The 20,419-nt window shown below is 58.9% G+C and carries 19 protein-coding genes and 1 tRNA gene; 7 read left to right on the top strand and 13 right to left on the bottom strand.

Annotated elements, in window-relative coordinates; translation table 11 throughout:
* Positions 1-294 precede the first annotated feature (294 nt).
* The 7 genes from ACSFE6_RS12375 to ACSFE6_RS12345 all read left to right on the top strand — a co-directional run bounded on the left by ACSFE6_RS12375 (position 295) and on the right by ACSFE6_RS12345 (position 5,528).
* Positions 295-1,068 (top strand): ABC transporter ATP-binding protein, encoded by a 774-nt coding sequence (locus ACSFE6_RS12375; RefSeq protein ID WP_007972784.1) that lies wholly within the window; start codon positions 295-297, stop codon positions 1,066-1,068.
* A 13-nt stretch (positions 1,069-1,081) separates the two neighbouring features.
* A complete protein-coding gene (locus ACSFE6_RS12370) occupies positions 1,082-1,831 on the top strand; it encodes an ABC transporter substrate-binding protein (protein WP_435427872.1) in 750 nt (249 codons plus the stop codon).
* A 78-nt stretch (positions 1,832-1,909) separates the two neighbouring features.
* A complete protein-coding gene (locus ACSFE6_RS12365) occupies positions 1,910-2,605 on the top strand; it encodes an ABC transporter permease (protein WP_435427871.1) in 696 nt (231 codons plus the stop codon).
* The gene (locus ACSFE6_RS12360; RefSeq protein ID WP_435427870.1) at positions 2,602-3,291 is read left to right on the top strand and encodes an ABC transporter permease; all 690 of its coding nucleotides are present in this window, start codon (positions 2,602-2,604) and stop codon (positions 3,289-3,291) included. Before ACSFE6_RS12365 ends, ACSFE6_RS12360 begins: the two co-directional genes overlap by 4 nt.
* Positions 3,272-4,504 (top strand): methyltransferase, encoded by a 1,233-nt coding sequence (locus ACSFE6_RS12355; RefSeq protein ID WP_435427869.1) that lies wholly within the window; start codon positions 3,272-3,274, stop codon positions 4,502-4,504. Before ACSFE6_RS12360 ends, ACSFE6_RS12355 begins: the two co-directional genes overlap by 20 nt.
* A 316-nt stretch (positions 4,505-4,820) precedes the next feature.
* Positions 4,821-5,348, top strand: coding sequence for a serine acetyltransferase (locus ACSFE6_RS12350; protein ID WP_435427868.1), 528 nt, complete (start codon positions 4,821-4,823; stop codon positions 5,346-5,348).
* A 104-nt stretch (positions 5,349-5,452) separates the two neighbouring features.
* Positions 5,453-5,528 (top strand) — tRNA-Thr (locus ACSFE6_RS12345).
* A gap of 157 nt (positions 5,529-5,685) precedes the next feature.
* On the opposite strand, the gene ACSFE6_RS12340 is transcribed toward ACSFE6_RS12345, so the two are convergent.
* The 13 genes from ACSFE6_RS12340 to ACSFE6_RS12280 all read right to left on the bottom strand — a co-directional run bounded on the left by ACSFE6_RS12340 (position 5,686) and on the right by ACSFE6_RS12280 (position 20,328).
* A complete protein-coding gene (locus ACSFE6_RS12340; protein WP_435427867.1) occupies positions 5,686-6,339 on the bottom strand; it encodes a hypothetical protein in 654 nt (217 codons plus the stop codon).
* Positions 6,340-6,607: 268 nt separating this feature from the next.
* Complete coding sequence (locus ACSFE6_RS12335) at positions 6,608-7,318, bottom strand: SDR family NAD(P)-dependent oxidoreductase (RefSeq protein ID WP_435427866.1); 711 nt, start codon at positions 7,316-7,318, stop codon at positions 6,608-6,610.
* Between the two features lie 42 nt (positions 7,319-7,360).
* Complete coding sequence (locus ACSFE6_RS12330; RefSeq protein ID WP_435427865.1) at positions 7,361-8,017, bottom strand: DsbA family oxidoreductase; 657 nt, start codon at positions 8,015-8,017, stop codon at positions 7,361-7,363.
* Entirely contained in the window at positions 8,014-8,232 is a 219-nt protein-coding gene (locus tag ACSFE6_RS12325) for a tautomerase family protein (RefSeq protein ID WP_008058469.1), read from the bottom strand. The genes ACSFE6_RS12330 and ACSFE6_RS12325 overlap by 4 nt, the downstream gene beginning before the upstream one ends.
* Positions 8,233-8,502: 270 nt before the next feature.
* Entirely contained in the window at positions 8,503-9,276 is a 774-nt protein-coding gene (locus tag ACSFE6_RS12320; RefSeq protein WP_435427864.1) for a DeoR/GlpR family DNA-binding transcription regulator, read from the bottom strand.
* Between the two features lie 55 nt (positions 9,277-9,331).
* On the bottom strand, positions 9,332-10,333 hold the full coding sequence (gene pdxA / locus ACSFE6_RS12315) for a 4-hydroxythreonine-4-phosphate dehydrogenase PdxA (protein ID WP_435427863.1): 1,002 nt from the start codon (positions 10,331-10,333) through the stop codon (positions 9,332-9,334).
* A gap of 5 nt (positions 10,334-10,338) precedes the next feature.
* Positions 10,339-11,619 (bottom strand): four-carbon acid sugar kinase family protein, encoded by a 1,281-nt coding sequence (locus ACSFE6_RS12310; protein WP_435427862.1) that lies wholly within the window; start codon positions 11,617-11,619, stop codon positions 10,339-10,341.
* A complete protein-coding gene (locus ACSFE6_RS12305) occupies positions 11,616-12,629 on the bottom strand; it encodes a 2-keto-3-deoxygluconate permease (protein ID WP_435427861.1) in 1,014 nt (337 codons plus the stop codon). Before ACSFE6_RS12305 ends, ACSFE6_RS12310 begins: the two co-directional genes overlap by 4 nt.
* Positions 12,630-12,926: 297 nt before the next feature.
* On the bottom strand, positions 12,927-14,213 hold the full coding sequence (locus ACSFE6_RS12300) for an OprD family porin (protein ID WP_435427860.1): 1,287 nt from the start codon (positions 14,211-14,213) through the stop codon (positions 12,927-12,929).
* 480 nt (positions 14,214-14,693) lie between these two features.
* Entirely contained in the window at positions 14,694-14,906 is a 213-nt protein-coding gene (locus tag ACSFE6_RS12295; protein ID WP_435427859.1) for a hypothetical protein, read from the bottom strand.
* 247 nt (positions 14,907-15,153) lie between these two features.
* Positions 15,154-16,260 carry an agmatine deiminase gene (gene aguA / locus ACSFE6_RS12290; protein ID WP_435427858.1) on the bottom strand — a complete coding sequence of 369 codons (1,107 nt, stop codon included), beginning with the start codon at positions 16,258-16,260 and terminating at the stop codon, positions 15,154-15,156.
* A 5-nt stretch (positions 16,261-16,265) separates the two neighbouring features.
* The gene (aguB, locus tag ACSFE6_RS12285) at positions 16,266-17,144 is read right to left on the bottom strand and encodes an N-carbamoylputrescine amidase (RefSeq protein WP_435427857.1); all 879 of its coding nucleotides are present in this window, start codon (positions 17,142-17,144) and stop codon (positions 16,266-16,268) included.
* Between the two features lie 271 nt (positions 17,145-17,415).
* Positions 17,416-20,328 carry an aminotransferase gene (locus tag ACSFE6_RS12280; protein ID WP_435427856.1) on the bottom strand — a complete coding sequence of 971 codons (2,913 nt, stop codon included), beginning with the start codon at positions 20,326-20,328 and terminating at the stop codon, positions 17,416-17,418.
* Positions 20,329-20,419: the final 91 nt, after the last annotated feature.

Genomic DNA, 20,419 nt, shown 5'->3' with positions numbered 1-20,419 from the left:
AACGCACATTAAAAGTGCGTTTGGCCGGTTTGCGCTTCCAACACCCCGCTAAAGCTGGCACCATCGCGCCCTTTTTTACGCGACAGCCACCGCGCTTTTACCTGCAAGCTGGGTTCAAACGGCTGTTCGGTTGTTGATGGGGCGACAGTCTGCTGTGCCGATGCGACAACCTGCCACATGCCACCTGCTTGCTGCCCGTAGCGCTGTTGGCTGCCCTTGAAACGCTATGCTAGCTTGGCCGCCTCGCCAGGAAGGCCGCCAACAGCAGGAGCGCAACATATATGAGGAACGCACATGGCTGAGGCCACGCCCGCGCTTGAAATCCGCAACTTGCACAAACGCTACGGTTCGCTGGAGGTGCTCAAAGGCATCTCGCTGACCGCCCGCGACGGCGATGTGATCTCGATCCTGGGCTCCTCCGGTTCCGGTAAGTCCACATTCCTGCGTTGCATCAACCTGCTGGAAAACCCGCACCAGGGTCAGATCCTGGTGGCCGGCGAAGAACTCAAGCTCAAGGCCGCGAAGAACGGTGAACTGGTCGCTGCCGATGGCAAGCAGATCAATCGCCTGCGCAGCGAAATCGGTTTTGTATTTCAAAACTTTAATCTGTGGCCGCACATGAGCGTGCTCGACAACATTATCGAAGCCCCACGTCGCGTGCTCGGCCAGAGCAAAGCCGAAGCCATCGAAGTGGCCGAAGCCTTGCTGGCCAAGGTCGGCATTGCCGACAAGCGACACGCTTACCCTGCGCAACTGTCCGGCGGCCAGCAACAACGTGCGGCCATTGCCCGCACCCTGGCGATGCAGCCCAAGGTCATCCTGTTCGACGAACCGACCTCCGCGCTTGACCCGGAAATGGTCCAGGAAGTACTTAATGTCATCCGCGCACTGGCCGAAGAAGGCCGCACCATGCTTCTGGTCACCCATGAAATGGGCTTCGCCCGTCAGGTTTCCAGCGAAGTGGTGTTCCTCCACCAGGGCCTGGTAGAAGAGCAAGGATCGCCACAGCAGGTGTTTGAAAACCCGCTTTCGGCGCGCTGCAAACAATTCATGTCCAGCAACCGCTAACGGAGCTACCCACATGCAGAACTACAAAAAGGTCTTCCTGGCCGCCGCCGTCACCCTGGCGTTCAGCGCCAGTGCCATGGCCGAAACCCTGAAGATGGGCATCGAAGCGGCCTACCCGCCGTTCAACAACAAAGATGCCAGTGGCCAGGTCGTTGGATTCGACAGGGAAATCGGCGACGCCCTGTGCGCCAAGATGAAAGTCGAATGCTCCGTGGTCACCTCCGACTGGGACGGCATCATCCCCGCCCTGAACGCCAAAAAGTTCGACTTCCTGATCTCTTCGATGTCGATCACTGACGAGCGCAAGCAAGCGGTGGACTTCACCGACCCGTACTACTCCAACAAGCTGCAGTTCATCGCGCCGAAAAACGTCGATTTCAAAACCGACAAGGCTGCGCTGAAAGGTAAAGTGATCGGTGCCCAGCGCGCGACGCTGGCCGGTACCTTCCTGGAAGACACCTACGGTGACGACATCACCATCAAGCTCTATGACACCCAGGAAAACGCCTACCTCGACCTGACCTCCGGTCGCCTGGACGGCATCCTGGCCGACAAGTACGTCAACTACGAGTGGCTGAAAAGCGACGCTGGCCGTTCCTACGAGTTCAAGGGCGACCCGGTGGAAGAAAGCGACAAGATCGGTATCGCTGTACGTAAAGGCGACCCGATCCGCGAGAAGCTGAACGTCGCGTTGAAAGAAATCGTCGCTGACGGCACCTATAAGAAGATCAACGACAAGTACTTCCCGTTCAGCATCTATTGATACTGACCTGCCGGACCGGTGCCGCCTTGTGACGGCGCCGGTCCCTGGCCTTGCCTGCCGCGATTTGAAAAGAAATCCATGATTATCGACCTCTACGGATTCGGCCCGGCGCTCGCCGCTGGCGCGCTGATGACTGTGAAACTGGCACTCTCGGCCCTGTGCCTGGGGCTGGTGCTCGGTCTGCTTGGCGCCTTGGCCAAGACTTCCCCGTACAAGCCGCTGCAATGGCTTGGCGGTACTTATTCGACCCTGGTTCGCGGTATCCCGGAATTGCTCTGGGTCCTGTTGATCTACTTCGGTACGGTCAACCTGATGCGTGCCCTGGGTGAGCTCTTCGGCAATCCCGAACTGGAACTCAACGCCTTCGCCGCTGGCGTGATCGCGCTGGGCCTGTGCTTCGGCGCCTACGCCACGGAAGTGTTTCGTGGCGCGATCCTCGCCATTCCCAAAGGGCACCGTGAAGCCGGTGTGGCCCTGGGCCTGTCGAAATGGCGCATCTTCACCAAGTTGATCATGCCGCAGATGTGGCGCATCGCCCTGCCCGGCCTGGGCAACCTCTTCATGATCCTGATGAAGGACACCGCGCTGGTGTCCGTGATCGGCCTGGAAGAAATCATGCGCCACGCCCAAATCGGCGTGACCGTATCCAAGCAACCGTTCACCTTCTACATGGTGGCCGCGTTCATGTACCTGGGCCTGACGATTCTGGCCATGACCGGTATGCACTTCCTGGAAAAACGCGCCGCTCGCGGCTTCGCGAGGAGCGCCCAATGAACTGGGAAGTCATCATCAAGTGGCTACCGAAACTGGCCCAGGGCGCAACCCTGACCCTGGAACTGGTGGCCATCGCCGTGATCGCCGGCCTGCTGCTGGCGATTCCACTGGGTATCGCCCGCTCATCGCGCCTGTGGTGGGTGCGGGCATTCCCCTACGGCTACATCTTCTTTTTCCGTGGTACACCGTTGCTGGTTCAACTGTTCCTCGTCTACTACGGCCTGGCGCAGTTCGACGTGATCCGTAGCAGCTCGATGTGGCCTTACCTGCGCGATCCATTCTGGTGCGCCACGGCGACCATGACCCTGCATACCGCGGCCTACATCGCTGAAATCCTGCGCGGCGCCATTCAGGCGATACCACCAGGCGAGATCGAAGCGGCGCGCGCGCTGGGCATGTCCAAGGCCAAGGCGCTGTTCTACATCATGCTGCCACGGGCCGCGCGCATCGGCCTTCCGGCCTACAGCAACGAAGTGATCCTCATGCTTAAGGCCAGCGCCCTGGCCAGTACCGTGACCTTGCTGGAGCTGACCGGCATGGCTCGCACCATCATTGCCCGGACTTACCTGCCGGTGGAGATCTTCTTCGCGGCCGGGATGTTCTATTTGCTGATGGCTTTTGTGCTCGTGCGCGGCTTCAAGCTGCTGGAGCGCTGGCTGCGCGTCGATGCCTGCCAAGGGCGTTGATCCTCAGGTGCTGACGGGCGAGGCCCTGCTCGCCCGTTTCACCGCGCTGGATGCTTTTCTGAACAAACATCAGGCGCTATGGAAGCCAAGGCCATTCACTCATCTACAGCTTCCTTGGGAAACCTCCTACCCCGAGCTGGCTACCTGGCTACGCGGGCGATCGCTGGAGGATGCGGAAAATGCTCACAATCAGCCTGCCGAACTCGCGGATGCGCCGGAGCCGTTCGCCTCATTGGCGGCGTTGTCGCTTGAGCTGAGTGCAGTCGGTGAATTGCCAACGATTTGGCTGAATGCGGCGAGGCATCGGTTAAATGTCGATGTGCCAGGGCGCAAGTGGCAGCAGATCGAAGCGTTTGCCAGTCGTTTGCAGTTTGCCCATGCACCGAAGCATTGGCTGGACTGGTGTTCGGGCAAAGGGCACCTGGGACGACGTCTGCTGCAAGCCGGCCAGCAGCTGACCTGCCTGGAATACGATCCGGCGCTGGTCGCCAGCGGCCAGGCCCTCAGTCAGCGTCATCAACTGCATGCACTGCATGTCGAGCAGGATGTGCTCGTGGCAAACACCGCATCTTTATTGAAAGCCGAACACACGCCTGTTGCATTGCATGCCTGCGGCGATCTCCATGTGCAATTGATTCGACTCGCCACTGCAGCAGGCTGCCAACAACTCGCCATCGCCCCCTGCTGTTACAACCGGATCAGTCTTGCTCACAACTCGCCGATGTCCTCGGTCGCGAAGGCATCCGAGCTGCAGCTATCCCTCGACGATCTAGCGTTACCAATGAGCGAAACCGTCACCGCGGGTGCTCGCGTGCGACGGCAACGCGACACCTCCATGGCCCGACGCTTGGCCTTCGACTTGCTGCAACGGCAGCTGCGTGGCGTTGACGAGTACTTGCCGACACCGTCCCTGTCCAGCACCTGGTTGGACAAACCGTTTTCCGACTATTGCCATCACTTGGCCAGGCTCAAAGAGTTATCCACAATCGGCCCGCAGGATTGGCCAGCACTGGAAACCTCCGGTTGGCGGCGCTTGGCGCAAGTGCGCAATCTGGAGCTGCTGCGCGGACTTTTCCGACGCCCACTGGAGCTTTGGCTGGTACTCGATCGAGCACTTTTCCTGTTCGAGCAGGGTTATACGGTTCGCCTCGGCACCTTCTGTGAAACGCCACTCACACCGCGCAATTTCTTGATGCTGGCGGAATGCACTTAAACGCCACAACCTGTGGATAACTCTGTTGATGAAAATTCGTGGATCCAATATTTACAGCTGTTTCAAGGGTGAAACGGCACTGTTCAGTTTTCATACACCTGAATAAAAAACCCGAAAAACAGTGATTTGCGCACAGATGAGAACGGATCCACAAATTCGTCATGTCACCCGTGCATTACAAATTCCGTTGTGCATAAGCATTCGCTCTAAAGGGCATAACTGTTGGAATAGAGGCGTTGAACGCGCGTAGGAATCGTTATGGCAAGCAGCTACTATCGAGGTCTTTACAACACCGCACGATAAACGGGGCCACGTTTTGAATCTGGATACCTTGTTAGAACATTGGCAGTCGGAAGTCTCGAACAAGAAAAAACGCGGAAGCCGCACAGGGCTCATCAGCAACATCCTCAAGCGGACCCGCAAGAACAACACCCTGCGCTACTTGTTCATGTTTCGACTGGCCCAGTACTTTTACTCGGGAAACCGTTTTGCGCGCTGGTACGCCAAGCGCCTGGAGAGAAAGCTCAACCTCAAGTACGGCGTCGACATCAGCATCCATGCCCAAATAGGTCCAGGCTTTCGCATCGCCCATCTGCCTGGCGTAGTGATCACCGGCGAAGTCAAAATCGGCCGCAACTTTTTCATTCGCCAAAACACCACGATTGGCATCAAGACCCTCGGGCTGGACAGCTACGATCTGGTGATTGGCGACAATGTCAGCGTGGGCGCCAACAGTTGCATCATCGCGGACACCTTGAGGATTGGAGATAACGTCACGATCGGTGCCATGTCTTTCGTCAACAAGGACATCGCGCAGGGAACCACGTTTTACAACGCTCGATGACGCCCGAGGCGCATCAGAAACCGTCGGCAGCAACCTGCGCAAAAATAGTCAGAATTCAGGGGTTTACAGAACCTGTCCAATCGCTATAATCGTCGCCCTGACACGCCGGTATAGCTCAGATGGTAGAGCAACTGACTTGTAATCAGTAGGTCCCGGGTTCGATTCCTGGTGCCGGCACCATACAAAACAAAGCCCTCGTAGAAATACGAGGGCTTTGTTGTTTCCGGGCTTCGGAACGCCCTCACTTCAAAAGTGAAAACGTCCACACTGAATTCAGCCCCTTATTCATTCCGCCCATGGGAATTGCGCAACGGCCAAGGCTCGGCGCGGTTGGGTTTCAGAATCTTAGCCTCAGTACCGTCCGCCAAATATTCTTGAGCAACGATCGCCGGTGCTTTTTCCAGTTGCGCTCCCACCATTCATCCTCATTGATGGCGACCGACAGAATATCACTGCCTGCCACGGCTGCCCCCTGCTGACGAAAGAGCATGGGAAATACGCAATGTTGCTTGATCCGCTGCTTGAACACGACATCGACCGGCACACCGGAATAAGGCGTTGCGGCCAGGGTCTGACAGCCTTCGCGAGAGAGGATGTAGGCATGAAGCGCCACGACTTCGCCTCTTGCAACGAATGGGAACCACGTCAGCCAGGTACGGCCCATGCTGTATCCAAGATGCAGCGATTGGAATTTCTTAGCGCGGACAAACCGATTCACCCAGCGGATCTGCCTGGCGCACAACTTATAGGGTTTTGCATCGTCTTCGAAAATCAGAATCCGCTGCCAATGTTCAGCAAGCGCGAGGTTGGCGAGTGCCTGATGTGATTCATAACAACCCCATACCGGGTCGCTGCAGCGTTCCGTCAAGAAAAACTCAATCGGATTGGCAATCAGGGTTGCAACCGTCTGCTGGAACAGCGCGCGCCTGTCTTCACGCTCACTCAACGAAATACAGAACACACGATCTACATCGAAAGTGACTTTATCCATTGTGGACCCCATCAATGACGGTCCACCTCTGGCAGGAAGGTCCACACACTTTCGTGGACCTGATTGCGATACCGCTTCAAATACTCCACTCGCTATCCTTCATGTGATCGTTGCGCGGCCCCATGCCACGAAAGGATCAAAGATCACCATGAATTCACTTCTGCGTATGTCGGATGCTTCTGAAAATGATGTCCATCACTGCTCTAAAAACAAAGCCCCCGTAGCAATGCGAGGGCTTTGTAGTTACTGCAGTTTGAAGAACCGGGTCTTAGTGACCCGCACTCTGACCACCATCGACGTGCAGGATTTCACCGGTAACGAACTTGGCGCTGTCCAGGTACACCACTGCCTGAGAAATGTCGTCGATTTCGCCCATGTGTCCGACCGGGTGCAGAGCGCCCAGTGCGGCGTGGGTTTCTTCGCCGTGCATCGGGGTCTTGATGATGCCTGGCGACACCGCGTTCACCCGAATGCCACGCTTGGCGTATTCGATGGCCAGGGAGCGGGTTGCCGCGTTCAATCCACCCTTGGTCAGCGATGCCAGCACCGATGGCACGCCGTCGATGGCGTGATCGACCAGGCTGGTGGTGATGTTGACCACGTGACCGCTGCCGTGTTTTTCCATCTCGGCGATGGCCAGTTGCGTGATGTAGAAGAAGCCGTTGAGGTTCACCGACAACACATTGGCGTAGTCTTCGGCGGTGTACTGGGTGAATGGCTTGGCGATGAAGATCCCGGCGTTGTTGACCAGGGTATCGATACGGCCGAAGCGTGCGATGGCTTCGCGAATCACGCGCTGTGCGGTCGCTGGTTCGCCGATATCGCCGGCCACGGTGAGGATGTCCGGATCGGTGGACGGCTTGATCGAGCGCGAAGTGGCGACAATCTGGTAACCGAGTTCACGGAAGGCCTTGACCATGCCGTCGCCGAGACCTTGGGATGCACCAGTGATAACGATGACTTTTTTCGAATGGCTCATGATGACTACCTCTAACAATAATGGGGTTTGAAATCCGATGAATCAGGCTTCGGCGGCGGCCGTCACCATTTGTCTCAGCATTTGTTCGTAGTACTCGACCGACTGTGAACCGGACACCAGATGACGGCCGTTCAGTACCAGGGCCGGGACCGAATTGATGCCACGCTGCTGGTAAAACACCTCAAGCTCACGCACTTCCTCGGCAAAGGCTCCAGACACCAACACTTCACGTGCACGGGTCTCGTCCAGTCCGGCTTCTCCTGCCAGCCACACCAGCGTCTGCTGATCACTCGGGTTCTGGCCTTCGCTGAAGTAAGCGCGCAGCAGGATCTTCTTCAGCGGCACCTGACGCCCCTCTTCCAGCGCCCACAGCAACAAACGGTGAGCGTCGAAGGTGTTGTAGAAGTGAGTGCGCTTCTCCAGGTCGAACTTGAAGCCGATGGCCGCGCCGCGTTCGATTTGCATCTTTTTGCCGGAAGCCACGTCTTCGGCTGTGCGCCCGTATTTGCGCATCAAGTGCTCGACAGCTTTCTCGCCTTCGGGCGGCATGTTCGGGTTCAGTTCGAAAGGCTTGTAGGTCAACTCCACCGAAACCTCACCCGCCACGTTCTCGATCGCCTGCTCCAGCGCGGTGGCGCCCAGGGCGCACCATGGGCACACCACATCGGAGACGAAATCGATGGTCACCGACGTCGTCATGACTGCCCCTCTTGCGCCAGTTGCTGGCGGTACTGGGTGGTGGTGATCCCGGCGTAACCCCAGTTATCGGTGTCGACTTCCTCGATCACGATGTGGGTCAGGTCTGGGCGCTTGTTGAGGACGCGTTCCAGTGTTTCAGTGATTTCGGCGATCACCTGAGCTTTCTGCTCAGTGGTCACGCCGTCGCGGGTAATGCGGACGCTTACGAATGGCATTGAAAAATCTCCAGTGACCTTCCCGTCGGGATGATGGGAGAGGCGTTGGAGCTCAATGTAGGGAGTTCACTGGAGGGGATAAAGGTGGGGGCGGGAACATCATTAGTTACGTGGTGTAATTGGTTCGTCGGGCTTCTAAATTGGATGTTGGCGACATGAGTGCCAGGTCGAGGAAGTCTGCGCGTTGGAAATCAGATTTTTGGGGCCGCTATGCAGCCCATCGTCGGAACGCCGCCCGGACCAAGTTCGCTCGCCACGAATGGGCAGTGGTCAATCGACCGACACGGTTTCCACAGTGATCTGTGCAATCGCGTGAAACGGTGCAAGCGCGGCTTCATCGGCCGACGCGCAAGTGATCAACCGCCACTCCCGCTCAATCGGCGTCCAGTGCTGCTGCCGTGCCCGGCCCAGTTTGTCGGTATCGGCCAACACCACAATCTGAGCGGCGCGCTTGATAATGCACTCCTTGAGATACGCCTGCTGCGCACTCGCTTCGCACAAACCGAATTCCGCGACGACGCCGTCCGCACCGAGAAAAGCTTTGTCGACGCTCAACCGGCTCAACGTCAGTTCCGCCAAGGGCCCCAACGTGCTCATGCTTGAGCCGCGCAAGTCACCGCCGATCAAGGTCAGGCGCACGCCCGTTGCGTTGGCCAGGGTCATCACGGCGAGCAAGTTGTTGGTGACCACGTGCACATCCTGGCGCGAGCACAGGTGATGGGCCAGTGCGGCACAGGTGGTGCCGCCATCGAGCAGGACGGTATCGCCGTCCTGAACATGGGCCGCCGCTGCAAGGGCGATGGCGTCTTTCTGTTCCCACTGGCTGGTTTTGCGTTCTTCCAGCGAGGCTTCCGGCTCATGCACGCCCACCACGGCGGTGGCACCGCCATAGGTACGGACCAGGTGCCGCTGTTTGGCGAGCATGGTCAGGTCACGTCGCACGGTTGCTTCCGAAACCCCTAGCGCCGCGCTCAATTGCTCGACGTTGGCATCGCCGATGCGAACGAGTTCGAGGATGGCACGGTGGCGTTCGGACACTTTCATGACGGGTCTCGTTGTTTGGACGGTGGTCGATCTTACACGACAGCACCGTCGCCGCTCATCCCCGTCGCGTGGCCAGCTCGGCGCCCTGACGCAATGCTTCGAGCAGGCTGCGCTCATCGGCAATGCCCTTGCCTGCGATATCGAAAGCCGTGCCGTGGTCGACCGAGGTGCGAATCACTTCCAGGCCAACGGTTACGTTCACTCCGGCTTCAAGACCGAGGACTTTAACGGGACCGTGCCCCTGATCGTGATACATCGCCACGACCAGATCGAAGTCGCCGCGTCCGGCACGGAAGAACAGCGTGTCGGCCGGCAACGGGCCGGTCACATCGAGGCCGCGCTCCTGAAGCACCTTCACCGCCGGAATGATTTTTTCTTCCTCTTCGCCATAACCGAACAGGCCGTTTTCACCGGCATGCGGGTTGATCCCGCACACGCCAATCCGCGGGCGGGCGATGCCGGCCTTGATCAGTGTGGCGTTGCCACGCTCGATGGTGCGCTGGACCAGGCCCGGCTCGATCTTGCGAATCGCGTCGATGATCCCGATGTGGGTCGTGACATGAATCACCCGCAGCTGCGGCGCTACCAGCATCATTGACACTTCGTCGACGTGGGTCAGGTGCGCGAGCATTTCGGTGTGGCCGGGGTATTTGTGACCACCGGCGTGCAACGCTTCCTTGTTCAGCGGCGCGGTGCAGATCGCATCGATTTGCTTGGCCTCGGCCAGCTCCACGGCTCGAGCGATGTATTGGTAGGCGGCATCACCGGCAATCGGCGACAGCTCACCGAACGGTAAGTCATCGGGGATCAGGTCGAGGTCAATGCAGTCGATGGTGCCGGCCTCGTACCGCGCCTGGGTGGCATCCTCAATGCGGCGCACTTTGGCGCTGCCGCCGACAATCAGATTGGCCTGCTCCAGGCGTCGCGCATCGCCGATCACCAATGGCCGGCACTGCTGGTAGACGATGTCGTGGGTCAGGCTTTTAACGATGATTTCCGGACCGACACCCGAAGCGTCGCCCATGGTGATGCCAATGATGGGGAGATAGTTGCTCATAGTGTTCATTCGAGTCCTTGGATTCGTGGGCGTTTGGGCTGGGAGCGATCGTTGATTTCGCTCAGGTGTTGCCATGCCGCATACAAGGCGCGGTCGGTGCCGAACGCGCCAGCCTTGGTAATGATTGCCGGACGATAGCCGTGGCGGGAGGCAGAGGGTCGACCGAAAGCCACCCCCGCTTCGACCTCCGCCAGCAGTTGCAGGCTGTCGATGCCGACAGTGGTCAGGATGGCCCGCGCCGTCTCGCCACCCGTGGCGATCAGGCCGCCAACCTTGGCGAAGTGTGGCTCGACCAGTTCAGCCAACATCGTTGAGAGGTGCGCCCCCTCCTGCGGATCGAACGCTTCATCGCGGCCGATGCGCAGGAGCAGGTCACTCCAGCCTTCGAGCTGTTCAGCGATGCGGGCCTGCCAGGTCGCCCAGTCTCGATGCTGGCTGCCTTGGCGCAGCACCGTTGGCGGTACGATCAATTCGCTCAGTCCACCCTGCTCTTTCAGCACCGTACACTGCCGCTCACAGACGCCGGAGAGGCTGCCAACCAGCACCAGAATCGGTGCTTGGTTGTATTCACTGTCGGTGGTTTCGATAGGCCGGGTTTGAGGGTCGAAAAAGTCGGGCAGCCGGGCGATCTCCCGCGCCAGACCACCCGAACCAATCCAGAACAGCGCCTGGTCCAGCATCGCGGTCGACCGCGCAAGTGTCAGCAAGTCATCTTCGGTTTGCGCGTCGACGATCACCGCCTGCGTACCGCTGCGGGCAAGTTCGGCGAAATGATGGACGAGTGCATCCGGGTTGCCGCGCAAGGTGTCGAGGTCCACCTTGGCCGTATCCAGGCCGGCGGCGACGAGCATGGACTGGATATCCGCCGGGCGGTCGGCATTTTCCAGTTTCCAGGTGTCGGTGGACTCCAGTGGCTGACCGTTCACAAATACCCGACCGCCGCGCAATGTACGCCCGGTAGCAGGAAACGCCGGGGCGACGATGGCCAGCCCCGCCAGCGGTTGCAGTGCGGCGACTTCGGCGGCCCAGTTACCGCGCAAGGTCGAATCGATCTTTTTGTACAACCGCTGACCAGGCTTGTGCAGCGCCTTGAATGCAGCAACGGTACGCTCGGCAGCCTGCCCGGGTGACAGGCGCCGGGTGTCGGTATCAGCGGCAATCACCTGCGCATCGGGCTGATCATGCAAGGCGTCGAGCGTGACCACGGCCTGCAGTCCGGCGCTGGCAAAGCCGATGGCACAATCCGCCGCACCGGACAAATCGTCGGCGATGATCAGAATGCTCATCGCAAGGCTTCCTGCTTTTGCAGTTCTGGGCTCGGCTCGGTGACCGAGACGGGGTTACGTTGTTGCACACGTTTGGCAACCGCGGCGGTGAGCACCGGCGCCAGGATCGCGGTGACTACCACGCAGGCCGCTACCAGTATGGTCGCGCTCTTGGCAGCCTCGGCGTACACAGGGTTTGCCGCTGCAATCAGCGCTGGAACCGCTGCGGCATTGCCGGCTGTCGTAGCTGCTGCAACACCCGCGACACCAGTGCCGCCGGTCAATCGATCAGCGAAGAACAACGGAATGCCAGTCAGCACGACCACCGCCACACCCATCGCGAGTCCCAACAAACCAGCCTGCCAGACGTTATGCAGATCCAGGCTTGCACCTAGGGCCAGGGCAAAGAACGGAATCATCACCGGAACGGCCTTGGCCAGGAAGTCGCGCATGTCACGGTCGAGGTTACCCAACAGCATGCCGAGGGCCAGCGGCAGGATGCTGCCTACCAATGTCGGCCAGGGGAACGCCGATAGACCGGCAATGCCCAAGGTGACCATGGTCAAAAAAGGTCCGGATTCCAGCGACATCACCGAATAGGCCCCGACATCTTCGGAACGGCCGTACTGCCCCATCAACGCTATGTACAAACCGCCGTTGGTGTCGTTCATTGCGGCGACTACCGCCAAGGTGGAAATGCCGGCGAAGAGGCCTGAGGAAATCGGCTGTTCGCCCAGGAAGTGCCCGAGCACAATGCCGATGAGTACAGCAATGCCGACTTTCGTGACCAGTAGCGTTCCACCCTTTTTGAGCAGGTAGGGCGTGGCCTTGATATTGATGCTTGCACCCATGCACACATAGAACACCGCGAGAATGGGCAGTGCACCGGTGAACAACGCGTTGGTGAAGGAACCGAAAAACTTGGGAGTGTCAGGCAGGAAGGTTGCCACCAGCGAGCCGATCAGCAGGGGCACGATCATCATGCCGCCGGGGATGCGTTCAATGGTGCGCTTGATAGGAATCTGGGCCACGAGGGTCTCCTTTTATAATTGTTTGGTAAGACGTGCATCACCTCGAAACTGACTGAACTGATCAAGAAGTGATTGATTCAGTCAAAATAATCTTATGTCATTGGCTTATTTTGCGCAAACCAATCATCAGGCATGCTCATTTTGAGCATTCGAAGTGATGCACATTGACGCTTTCAAACAACTGATTTCTTCCTGAGGGGCAGGCCAGAGCCTTGTAGCGTCCATAAAAAAACCCCGAACACGTCGGGGTTTCTTTTTTCCCAGCCTTGAATCAGGCCTCGATATCGCAACCGATCATCAGAAAATGTTGATCGGGTAATCCACGAACACTCTCACTTCGTTACCGCTGACGTTGTACTCGCTCGACTTCTGCGACACACGCAGGATCGAGCTGCGCAGTTTCACGCTCAGGTCTTTGGCCGGGCCACTTTGTACGACGTACTTGAACTGGTTGAAGATTTCGCGCTCGGTACCGCCTTCGCTGGTGGAGGTGGTGATGTTGTCACCGCGCACGTAGGCGAAGTTGTAGCTCAGGCCCGGAACACCGAAGGTGCTGAAGTCCAGGCCGTAGCCCAGCTGCCAGCTGCGTTCGTCTTCGGCGTTGAAGTCAGACCAGTAGGAGTTGGCCAGGTAGATGGTGTTGCCACCGTCGCCGACGCGGTTCTGGTCTTTCTGGTAACCACCGTACGGGTAGCCCAGGTTGCTGTCACCGGTGCTGCGTTGGTGCGCGAGGGTGAACGTGTGTGGGCCGGTGGCGAAGATGGCTGCCAGGCTCCAGATCTTGTTGTCGTCGCCGGTAGCGCCGAGTTCGCGCTCGTAAGCATCGTCCAGCTTGGTGCGATAGCCGTTGAAGTCCAGGGTCAGGGATTGATCCTTGGCCAGCGGGAACACGTAGTTGGCGTTGACGTACTGCTTCTTCAACACGTCTTCAACGTCGGACGCGTACAGCGCAGCCTTGAACTGTTCGGTGAACTGGTAGCTGCCGCCCAACACGTTGATCGACTTCAGGCCACCACTGTCATGGCCCTCGGCACTTTTACGCGATTCGGCGGTGAAACGACCAGCATCCAGTTGCAGGCCCTTGATCTCCTTGGAGGTGATCAGCGTACCGGTAAAGCTTTCCGGCAGCAGACGCCCGTTGTCGTAGCTCAGCACCGGCAGGGCCGGCATCTGGTCACCATAGGTCAGGGTGGTGCTGGAGAGACGGAATTTAACGGCGGCGCCAGCCTTGGCGAGATCGTCAGCCGGCTCGCCGCTATTGCCTTGTTTGAAGAAGTCGATACCTTGCGCGCCGCTACGGCCTTCGTTGCGCTCCAGATTGAGTGCGTACAGGCCGAAGGCATCCACGCCCACACCGATGGTGCCTTGGGTGAAACCGGACGAGAACGTACCGATGGCGGCTTGACCCCACTCGGATTTATCGTCTTTACCGTCCTTGTAATCACGGTTCATGTAGGCGTTGCGCAGCAACACTTTGAGGCTGCTGTCTTCGACAAAACCCTTGGATTCGGCCTGGTCGTTAGCCATGGCCTGTGAAGCGCTCAAAATCCCCAGAGCGATCAGGCTGATTCGCTTGTTCAACATTTTGTTTTCCTTATTACGGGTTGAAACGCGCTGTGTCGAACGACTGAAACGGCACTTTTGCGCTCTTTTTTCATTCCGCAATCAAAAAAGCCCGCCCACGATTAATCGCGGCGGGCCTTTTTATTATTTTGGGAGTCGTGGCGGTCTGCCACAGGCGTTGGCCGAATCGTAGCCGCGCCCTTAATGATGTGTCAATTTCATGAATCGTCTGTAATTAGCTAAAAAGCGTCTAAGAAAAACCTTTACGTAGCAGAAATGTTCAACTTTTAACGTGTTGCGACATAAGAAAAGCTGGAAAAGCTGTGGGAGCGAGCCTGCTCGCGAAGAGGGCATCAAATCAACATCGATGTTGACGATCAGTCCACCTCCGCGAGCAGGCTCGCTCCCACAATAGGCAAAGGCAACTACAAATCTTGCGCCCATAAAAAAGCGCTGCCATCCCGGCAGCGCTTTCGTTTGATCAATCCGTTGTTTTTCTTCTTATCCTTCCATCACATCCCACAACGCTTCCAGTTCCGCTTCGCTGAATAAACCAGCGGGGTAGCGCTCGATCATCGTCCGGCGCGGATCAGTCTCGCTGATCGGACGCGTTCCATTGGACTTGAACCAGTGCGCCAGGATCTGGAGCGATTCACCATTGACTGCCAGGGGATGCAACGCCCGCTCGCTCACCACATTCACTTCGGCGTTCATTTCAGCGCTCTCTCCTGGTTTGTGAGCGGCCTAACTTATCCAAGGTTTATGACAGAACGACTAAGTTCTCCCCCCTCCCCGTGTTGCCCACGAAGCGATACAAGAGCTATGCCAACGTGTCTGAATTGTTGGGAAACCGATACAAAAAAGCCCGCAATCCTTACGGAATGCGGGCTGTATGCGAGGCTATGAACGAAAACGTTTGCCTGATTTTTTTCGCAATCAACTCAGGCTGTTACGAGCTCACTCATTCCTTGTGCGGCGCTGGCTGCTGTTGGGTAAGGCAGTGAATGTTACCGCCACCCAGTAACAGTTCGCGGCCGGGAACCATGACCACTTCGTGTTGCGGAAACAGCGACTGCAGGATTTCCTTGGCCGGACCATCCAGTGGATCGTCGAAGCTCGGCGCAATGATGCCGCCATTGACGATCAAGAAGTTCACGTAGGAACCGGCCAGACGCACAGACGGATTGCGCTCCTGAGTGCCATCGACCGGATCGACGCCGGCGCATTCTTCTTCGGTCGCGTACAACGGCCCCGGAATCGGCATTTTGTGCACTGTAAACGGGCGTCCCTTGGCGTCGGTGCTGCTTTGCAGCACTTTCATCGCTGCCTGGCAGCGCGGGTAATTCGGGTCCTTCGGGTCGTCGGTCCACGCCAGCAGCACTTCGCCCGGACGCACGTAGCAGCAGAAGTTATCCACATGGCCGTCGGTTTCGTCGTTGAACAGACCGTCCGGCAGCCAGATGATCTTATCCACAGCCAGATTGTCTTTCAGCACCGCTTCGATTTCGGCACGGTTGAGGTGCGGATTGCGATTGCGGTTGAGCAGGCATTCTTCGGTGGTGATCAGCGTGCCTTCGCCATCCACGTGAATGGAACCGCCTTCGAGCACGAAGCCTTCGGTGCGGTAGCGTGGGCTGCGCTCGATTTCGAGGATCTTGCCGCCCACCTGGGAGTCACGGTTCCACGGCGAATACAGGCCGCCGTCAAAACCACCCCAGGAATTGAAGTCCCAGTTCACGCCACGGACTTCGCCGCTGTTATTGATGACGAATGTCGGGCCGGTATCCCGGACCCAAGCGTCATCGCTGGACATTTCCACCACACGGATGTTCGGCACGTCCAGGCGGGCACGAGCGTTTTCGTACTGGCCGGCGGATACCGCCACGGTGACCGGTTCGAAACGGGCGATCGCCTTGGCTACCGCGACGTGCGCGGCTTGCGCTGGCTTGCCGCCCAGGCGCCAGTTGTCCGGACGCTCGGGCCAGATCATCCAGGTCTGGGTCTGGGGTGCCCACTCGGCCGGCATGTAGAAGCCGTCTGCGCGAGGGGTGCTTTTCAAAGTGGTCATGTCGATCAGGACTCCAGGGTGCCGTCGAGGGTTTTCAGCGCGCCGTACAGGTTCGGACGACGGTCACGGAACGAGCCCCACGCGCTGCGGATGTGTTCGAGTTGGTCGAGGTCAAAGGTGTGAACCAGAATGCCTTCTTCGGTTTCATTGAGCTCCTGCACCTTCTCGCCGAACTGGTTGGCGATAAACGACGAACCATAAAAGGTGATGTCGTAGCCGTCTTGTTCTTCGTTGCCGATGCGGTTACTGGCGATCAGCGGCATCAGGTTAGCGCCGGCATGGCCTTGTTGCACGCGCTGCCAGTGATCGCGGGAGGAAATGGTCTTGTCGTGTGGCTCGCTGCCGATGGCAGTCGGGTAGAACAGGATTTCCGCGCCTTGCAGCGCCATGCTGCGCGCAGCCTCAGGGAACCACTGGTCCCAGCAGATGCCCACGCCGATTTTCGCATAGCGGGTGTTCCACACTTTGAAGCCGGTATCGCCCGGGTTGAAGTAGTACTTCTCGTGATAGCCAGGGCCGTCCGGGATGTGGCTTTTCCGATAAACCCCGAGGTTGCTGCCGTCGGCGTCGATGATCGCGATGCTGTTGAAACGCGCACGGCCCGCCCGCTCGTAGAAGCTGATGGGCAACACCACTTCAAGCTCTTTGGCGACTTTCTGGAAATGCTTGATCGCCACGTTGTCTTCCACCGACGTGGCCAGTTGCAGGTAGTCCGGATTCGGCTTCTGGCAGAAGTACGGCGCCTCGAACAGTTCCTGGATCAGAATGATCTGCGCGCCTTTGGCGGCGGCTTCACGGACCAGTCTTTCAGCGACCTCGATGTTGCCTTCAAGGTCCCAGGAACAGGCCATCTGGGTGGCGGCAACGGTAACGATACGGCTCATGGATCATCTCCGGGCAAGTGCGTAACGGTCGGGCATGGCTAATCCGCGCCCTGGCATTGGCGACTTTATATCCGATAAAAATCGGCTTTTGAAGCGATATATTTGCCTTCCATCTTAAAATCCGCACTTAATTCCGATAACAATCGAATTTTATACCCGGCAAAAACACTGTGGAAGCGAGCCTGCTCGCGAAAGCGGTGTGCCAGTCAGCATCGATGTCGACTGTACAATCGCCTTCGCGAGCAGGCTCGCTCCCACAAGGGGTATATGTTTACAGGTCTTCCGAGAGCACCTTCGACAGCATGTCCACAAAGAAATCCACGCTCTGGCGCGACGTGACCATCGGCGGTTTGATCTTGAGCACGTTCAGGTAATCGCCGGTCGGCTGCATGAAGATGCCCAGGTCGCGCAAGCGGTTGCACAACGCGGTGGTTTCTTCGGTCGCCGGCTCCAGGGTTTCGCGGTTGCGGATCAACTCCACGCCCAGATAGAAACCGGAACCATGTACCGCGCCCACTAATGGATGAATATCGATCAGCGCTTCAAGCCGTTCCTTGAAATACCCGCCGACGATTTGTGCGTTTTCCCAAAGCTTTTCTTCTTCCATCACATCCAGCACCGCCATGCCGATTTGGCAACTGACCGGACTGCCACCGGCCGACGAGAAGAAGTAACCCTCGGCCTCCAGCGCTTCGGCGATTTCCCGGCGAGTGATCACCGCGCCCAGCGGCTGGCCGTTACCCATGCCCTTGGCCATGGTGATGATGTCCGGCACTACGCCCTGCTCTTCGAAACCCCAGAAGAAATGGCCCATGCGACCGTAGCCGACCTGCACTTCGTCGGCGATGCACACGCCCCCCTGGGCGCGCACCTTGGCATAGACCTCTTTCAAGTAGCCCGCCGGCAGCGAGATGCCGCCAGCATTGCCGTACACCGGCTCGCAGATGAAGCCTGCCAGTTGGCGCTTTTGCTCGGCGATTTTCGCCAGGTTGTGCTCGACGCTGCGCACATAATCCGGCGCGCTGTCCGGGCCACGGAATTCGCCGCGATAGGTGTTCGGCGCCGTCACCGGATGCACCCAGTCCGGACGGCTTTCCAACGCCTTGGGGTTGTCGGCAATCGAGGTCGACACCGCATCCGCGCCCACGGTCCAGCCGTGATAGGCCTCTAGCACGCTGAGCATGTCGCGCCCGCCGCTGTAGGCCCAGGCCAGGCGGATCGCCAGGTCATTGGCCTCGCTGCCGCTGTTGACCAGGAACACGCGGTCCATGGAGTCGGGCGCCAGCTTCAGCAGGCGCTCGGAAAACTCAGCGACTGCCGCGTAGTTGAACCGAGAGTTGGTGTTAAGCAGCGACCACTGTCGGCTGGCGACCGCGGCCATGCGCGGATGGCCGTGACCGAGCACTGCAACGTTGTTGAGCATGTCGAGGTAGGAGCGGCCCTGCATGTCGATCAGGTGGTTGCGCCAGCCACGTTCGATGCGCGGCGGGTCGACGTAATAGTGTTTTTGCGTACGGGCGAAACTGGCGTCGCGACGGGCCAGCAAGGTGGTCGCGTCGAGTTCCTGTTCAGCATCACAAGCCAGTCCCAGCAGCGCCGCCGGTGACGGGCACAGCGCTTGCCAGGCCGCCGCGCGGGAAGGCGTGCAAAACAGTGGTGCGGAGAATGACGCTCCCCGGCACAACTGCACGATCAACGGCCCGCTGACTGTACCCAGCACCTGGCCTTTGACCAGTGCGGCGCCTGCGTGCAGCGATGGAGTCACACCCGACAGGCGCACGCTCAATTGCGGGCCATCCAGTTGCAACACGCCCGGTAGCGGCTGGTGCAGGACCCCGGCAAACGGCGCCTCGACCGTAGTGCCATCGGGCACGCGCAATTCGACGTGCAGTGGGCAAGTGTCCGGCTCGATGGCGCTGTCTGGCCGGGTACGGGACAGACGGTATTGTCCATAACGGCTGGCCGCCAAACCATGGACTGCAGCGGCCTCGTCCAACAGGCGCTGGTCAACACCTTCCTGCTCCCAGTTGCCCGCCTCGAAGTGCGGGCTGAGCACGCCCAGATCAATCAAGGCAAATTCACGCCCCACCAGGCTCGGCAGCAGCGGCGCGAAACCTTCGCTGACGATGCCCGGCAAAGACTGACCGACCGCGCTCAGAATGGCGGCGTCCATCAGCGCCAACGGCACCGAGGTCGCCACGCGGAAAATCTCCCACTCATGAGTGAGATTGTCGCGACTGTACTGGTTACCCGGATCAATGCTGACCTGCTGCTCACCGCTGAGCACCAGCACCGCCGCACGGGCGACGATCAGCGGCCACAGTGCCAGCAGTTCTTCATGGGTTAGCGGATTGACCGCGTGATAAGCCTGCACCGCCGGCAATATGCAGAAGGGATCGCCATCGCCATGGTGCAGCAACGCAGCGCAGGTCACCGACAGATCGGTGATGCGCCAGGTGCGGATCAAGTCGCCAAAATCGATCACGCCTTGCAACTGCCATTGACGCTCGGCATCGCGCTGCCACACCACGTTGTCGTCGGTGATGTCCATGTGGATCGCCTGGACCGGCAACTTGTCCACCAAGGCTTGCAAGTGACGCTCGGCGCGTTCCGCCGCTTCGGCAATCAGTTTGCGCTGGGCGTCATCCTGGATGACCGGCAACAAATGTGCGATCAGTGCCTGTGCGTGGCGCGCGTCCCACTGCAACGTACGCTCCAGCCCCGGATGATCGAAATCTGCCAGCGCCAGGTCCATCTCGCCACACAAGCGACCGAAGCCGGCCACTACAGTGCGATTGAAATGGTCGAGATGCGTCAAGGACTGCCCCTCGATGTAATCCAGCAGGCGCACATGCACCGCTTGGCCGCCGACGTCCAGAGACAGCAGGTCTGCACCGTTCTTCGCCGGAATCACTCGCGGCACGTGCACGTCAGGGTGCTGCGCCAAATGCTTGAGCCCGGCATGTTGGGCCTGCAACTCCAGCGCCGAATAATCGCCCCGGCAGATTTTCAGGACAAAACGACCCTGCTCGCTGTCGACGCGGTAGTTCAGATCCTGCTGGCTGCCCAGGGCCTGCAACCGACCGCCCAGCCCGTAATGCTCCTGCAACAGCTCAAGCGCTTGTTCCGCAGAGACCTGCGGACTGGGCAAACTGGCGCGATGAATCAACGTGGCGAGCGGCATGGAACAAACCTCTTCAATGAAGGTGTTAAATTTATTAGGCGCCTATATCGCCACTGCGCGAGCCGATACGCAACCCCCCTCCTTCACCTGC

Source organism: Pseudomonas baetica (genome assembly GCF_051216495.1).
Lineage (GTDB): Bacteria > Pseudomonadota > Gammaproteobacteria > Pseudomonadales > Pseudomonadaceae > Aquipseudomonas > Aquipseudomonas baetica_B.
This window is presented reverse-complemented; position numbering and strand designations above follow the sequence as displayed.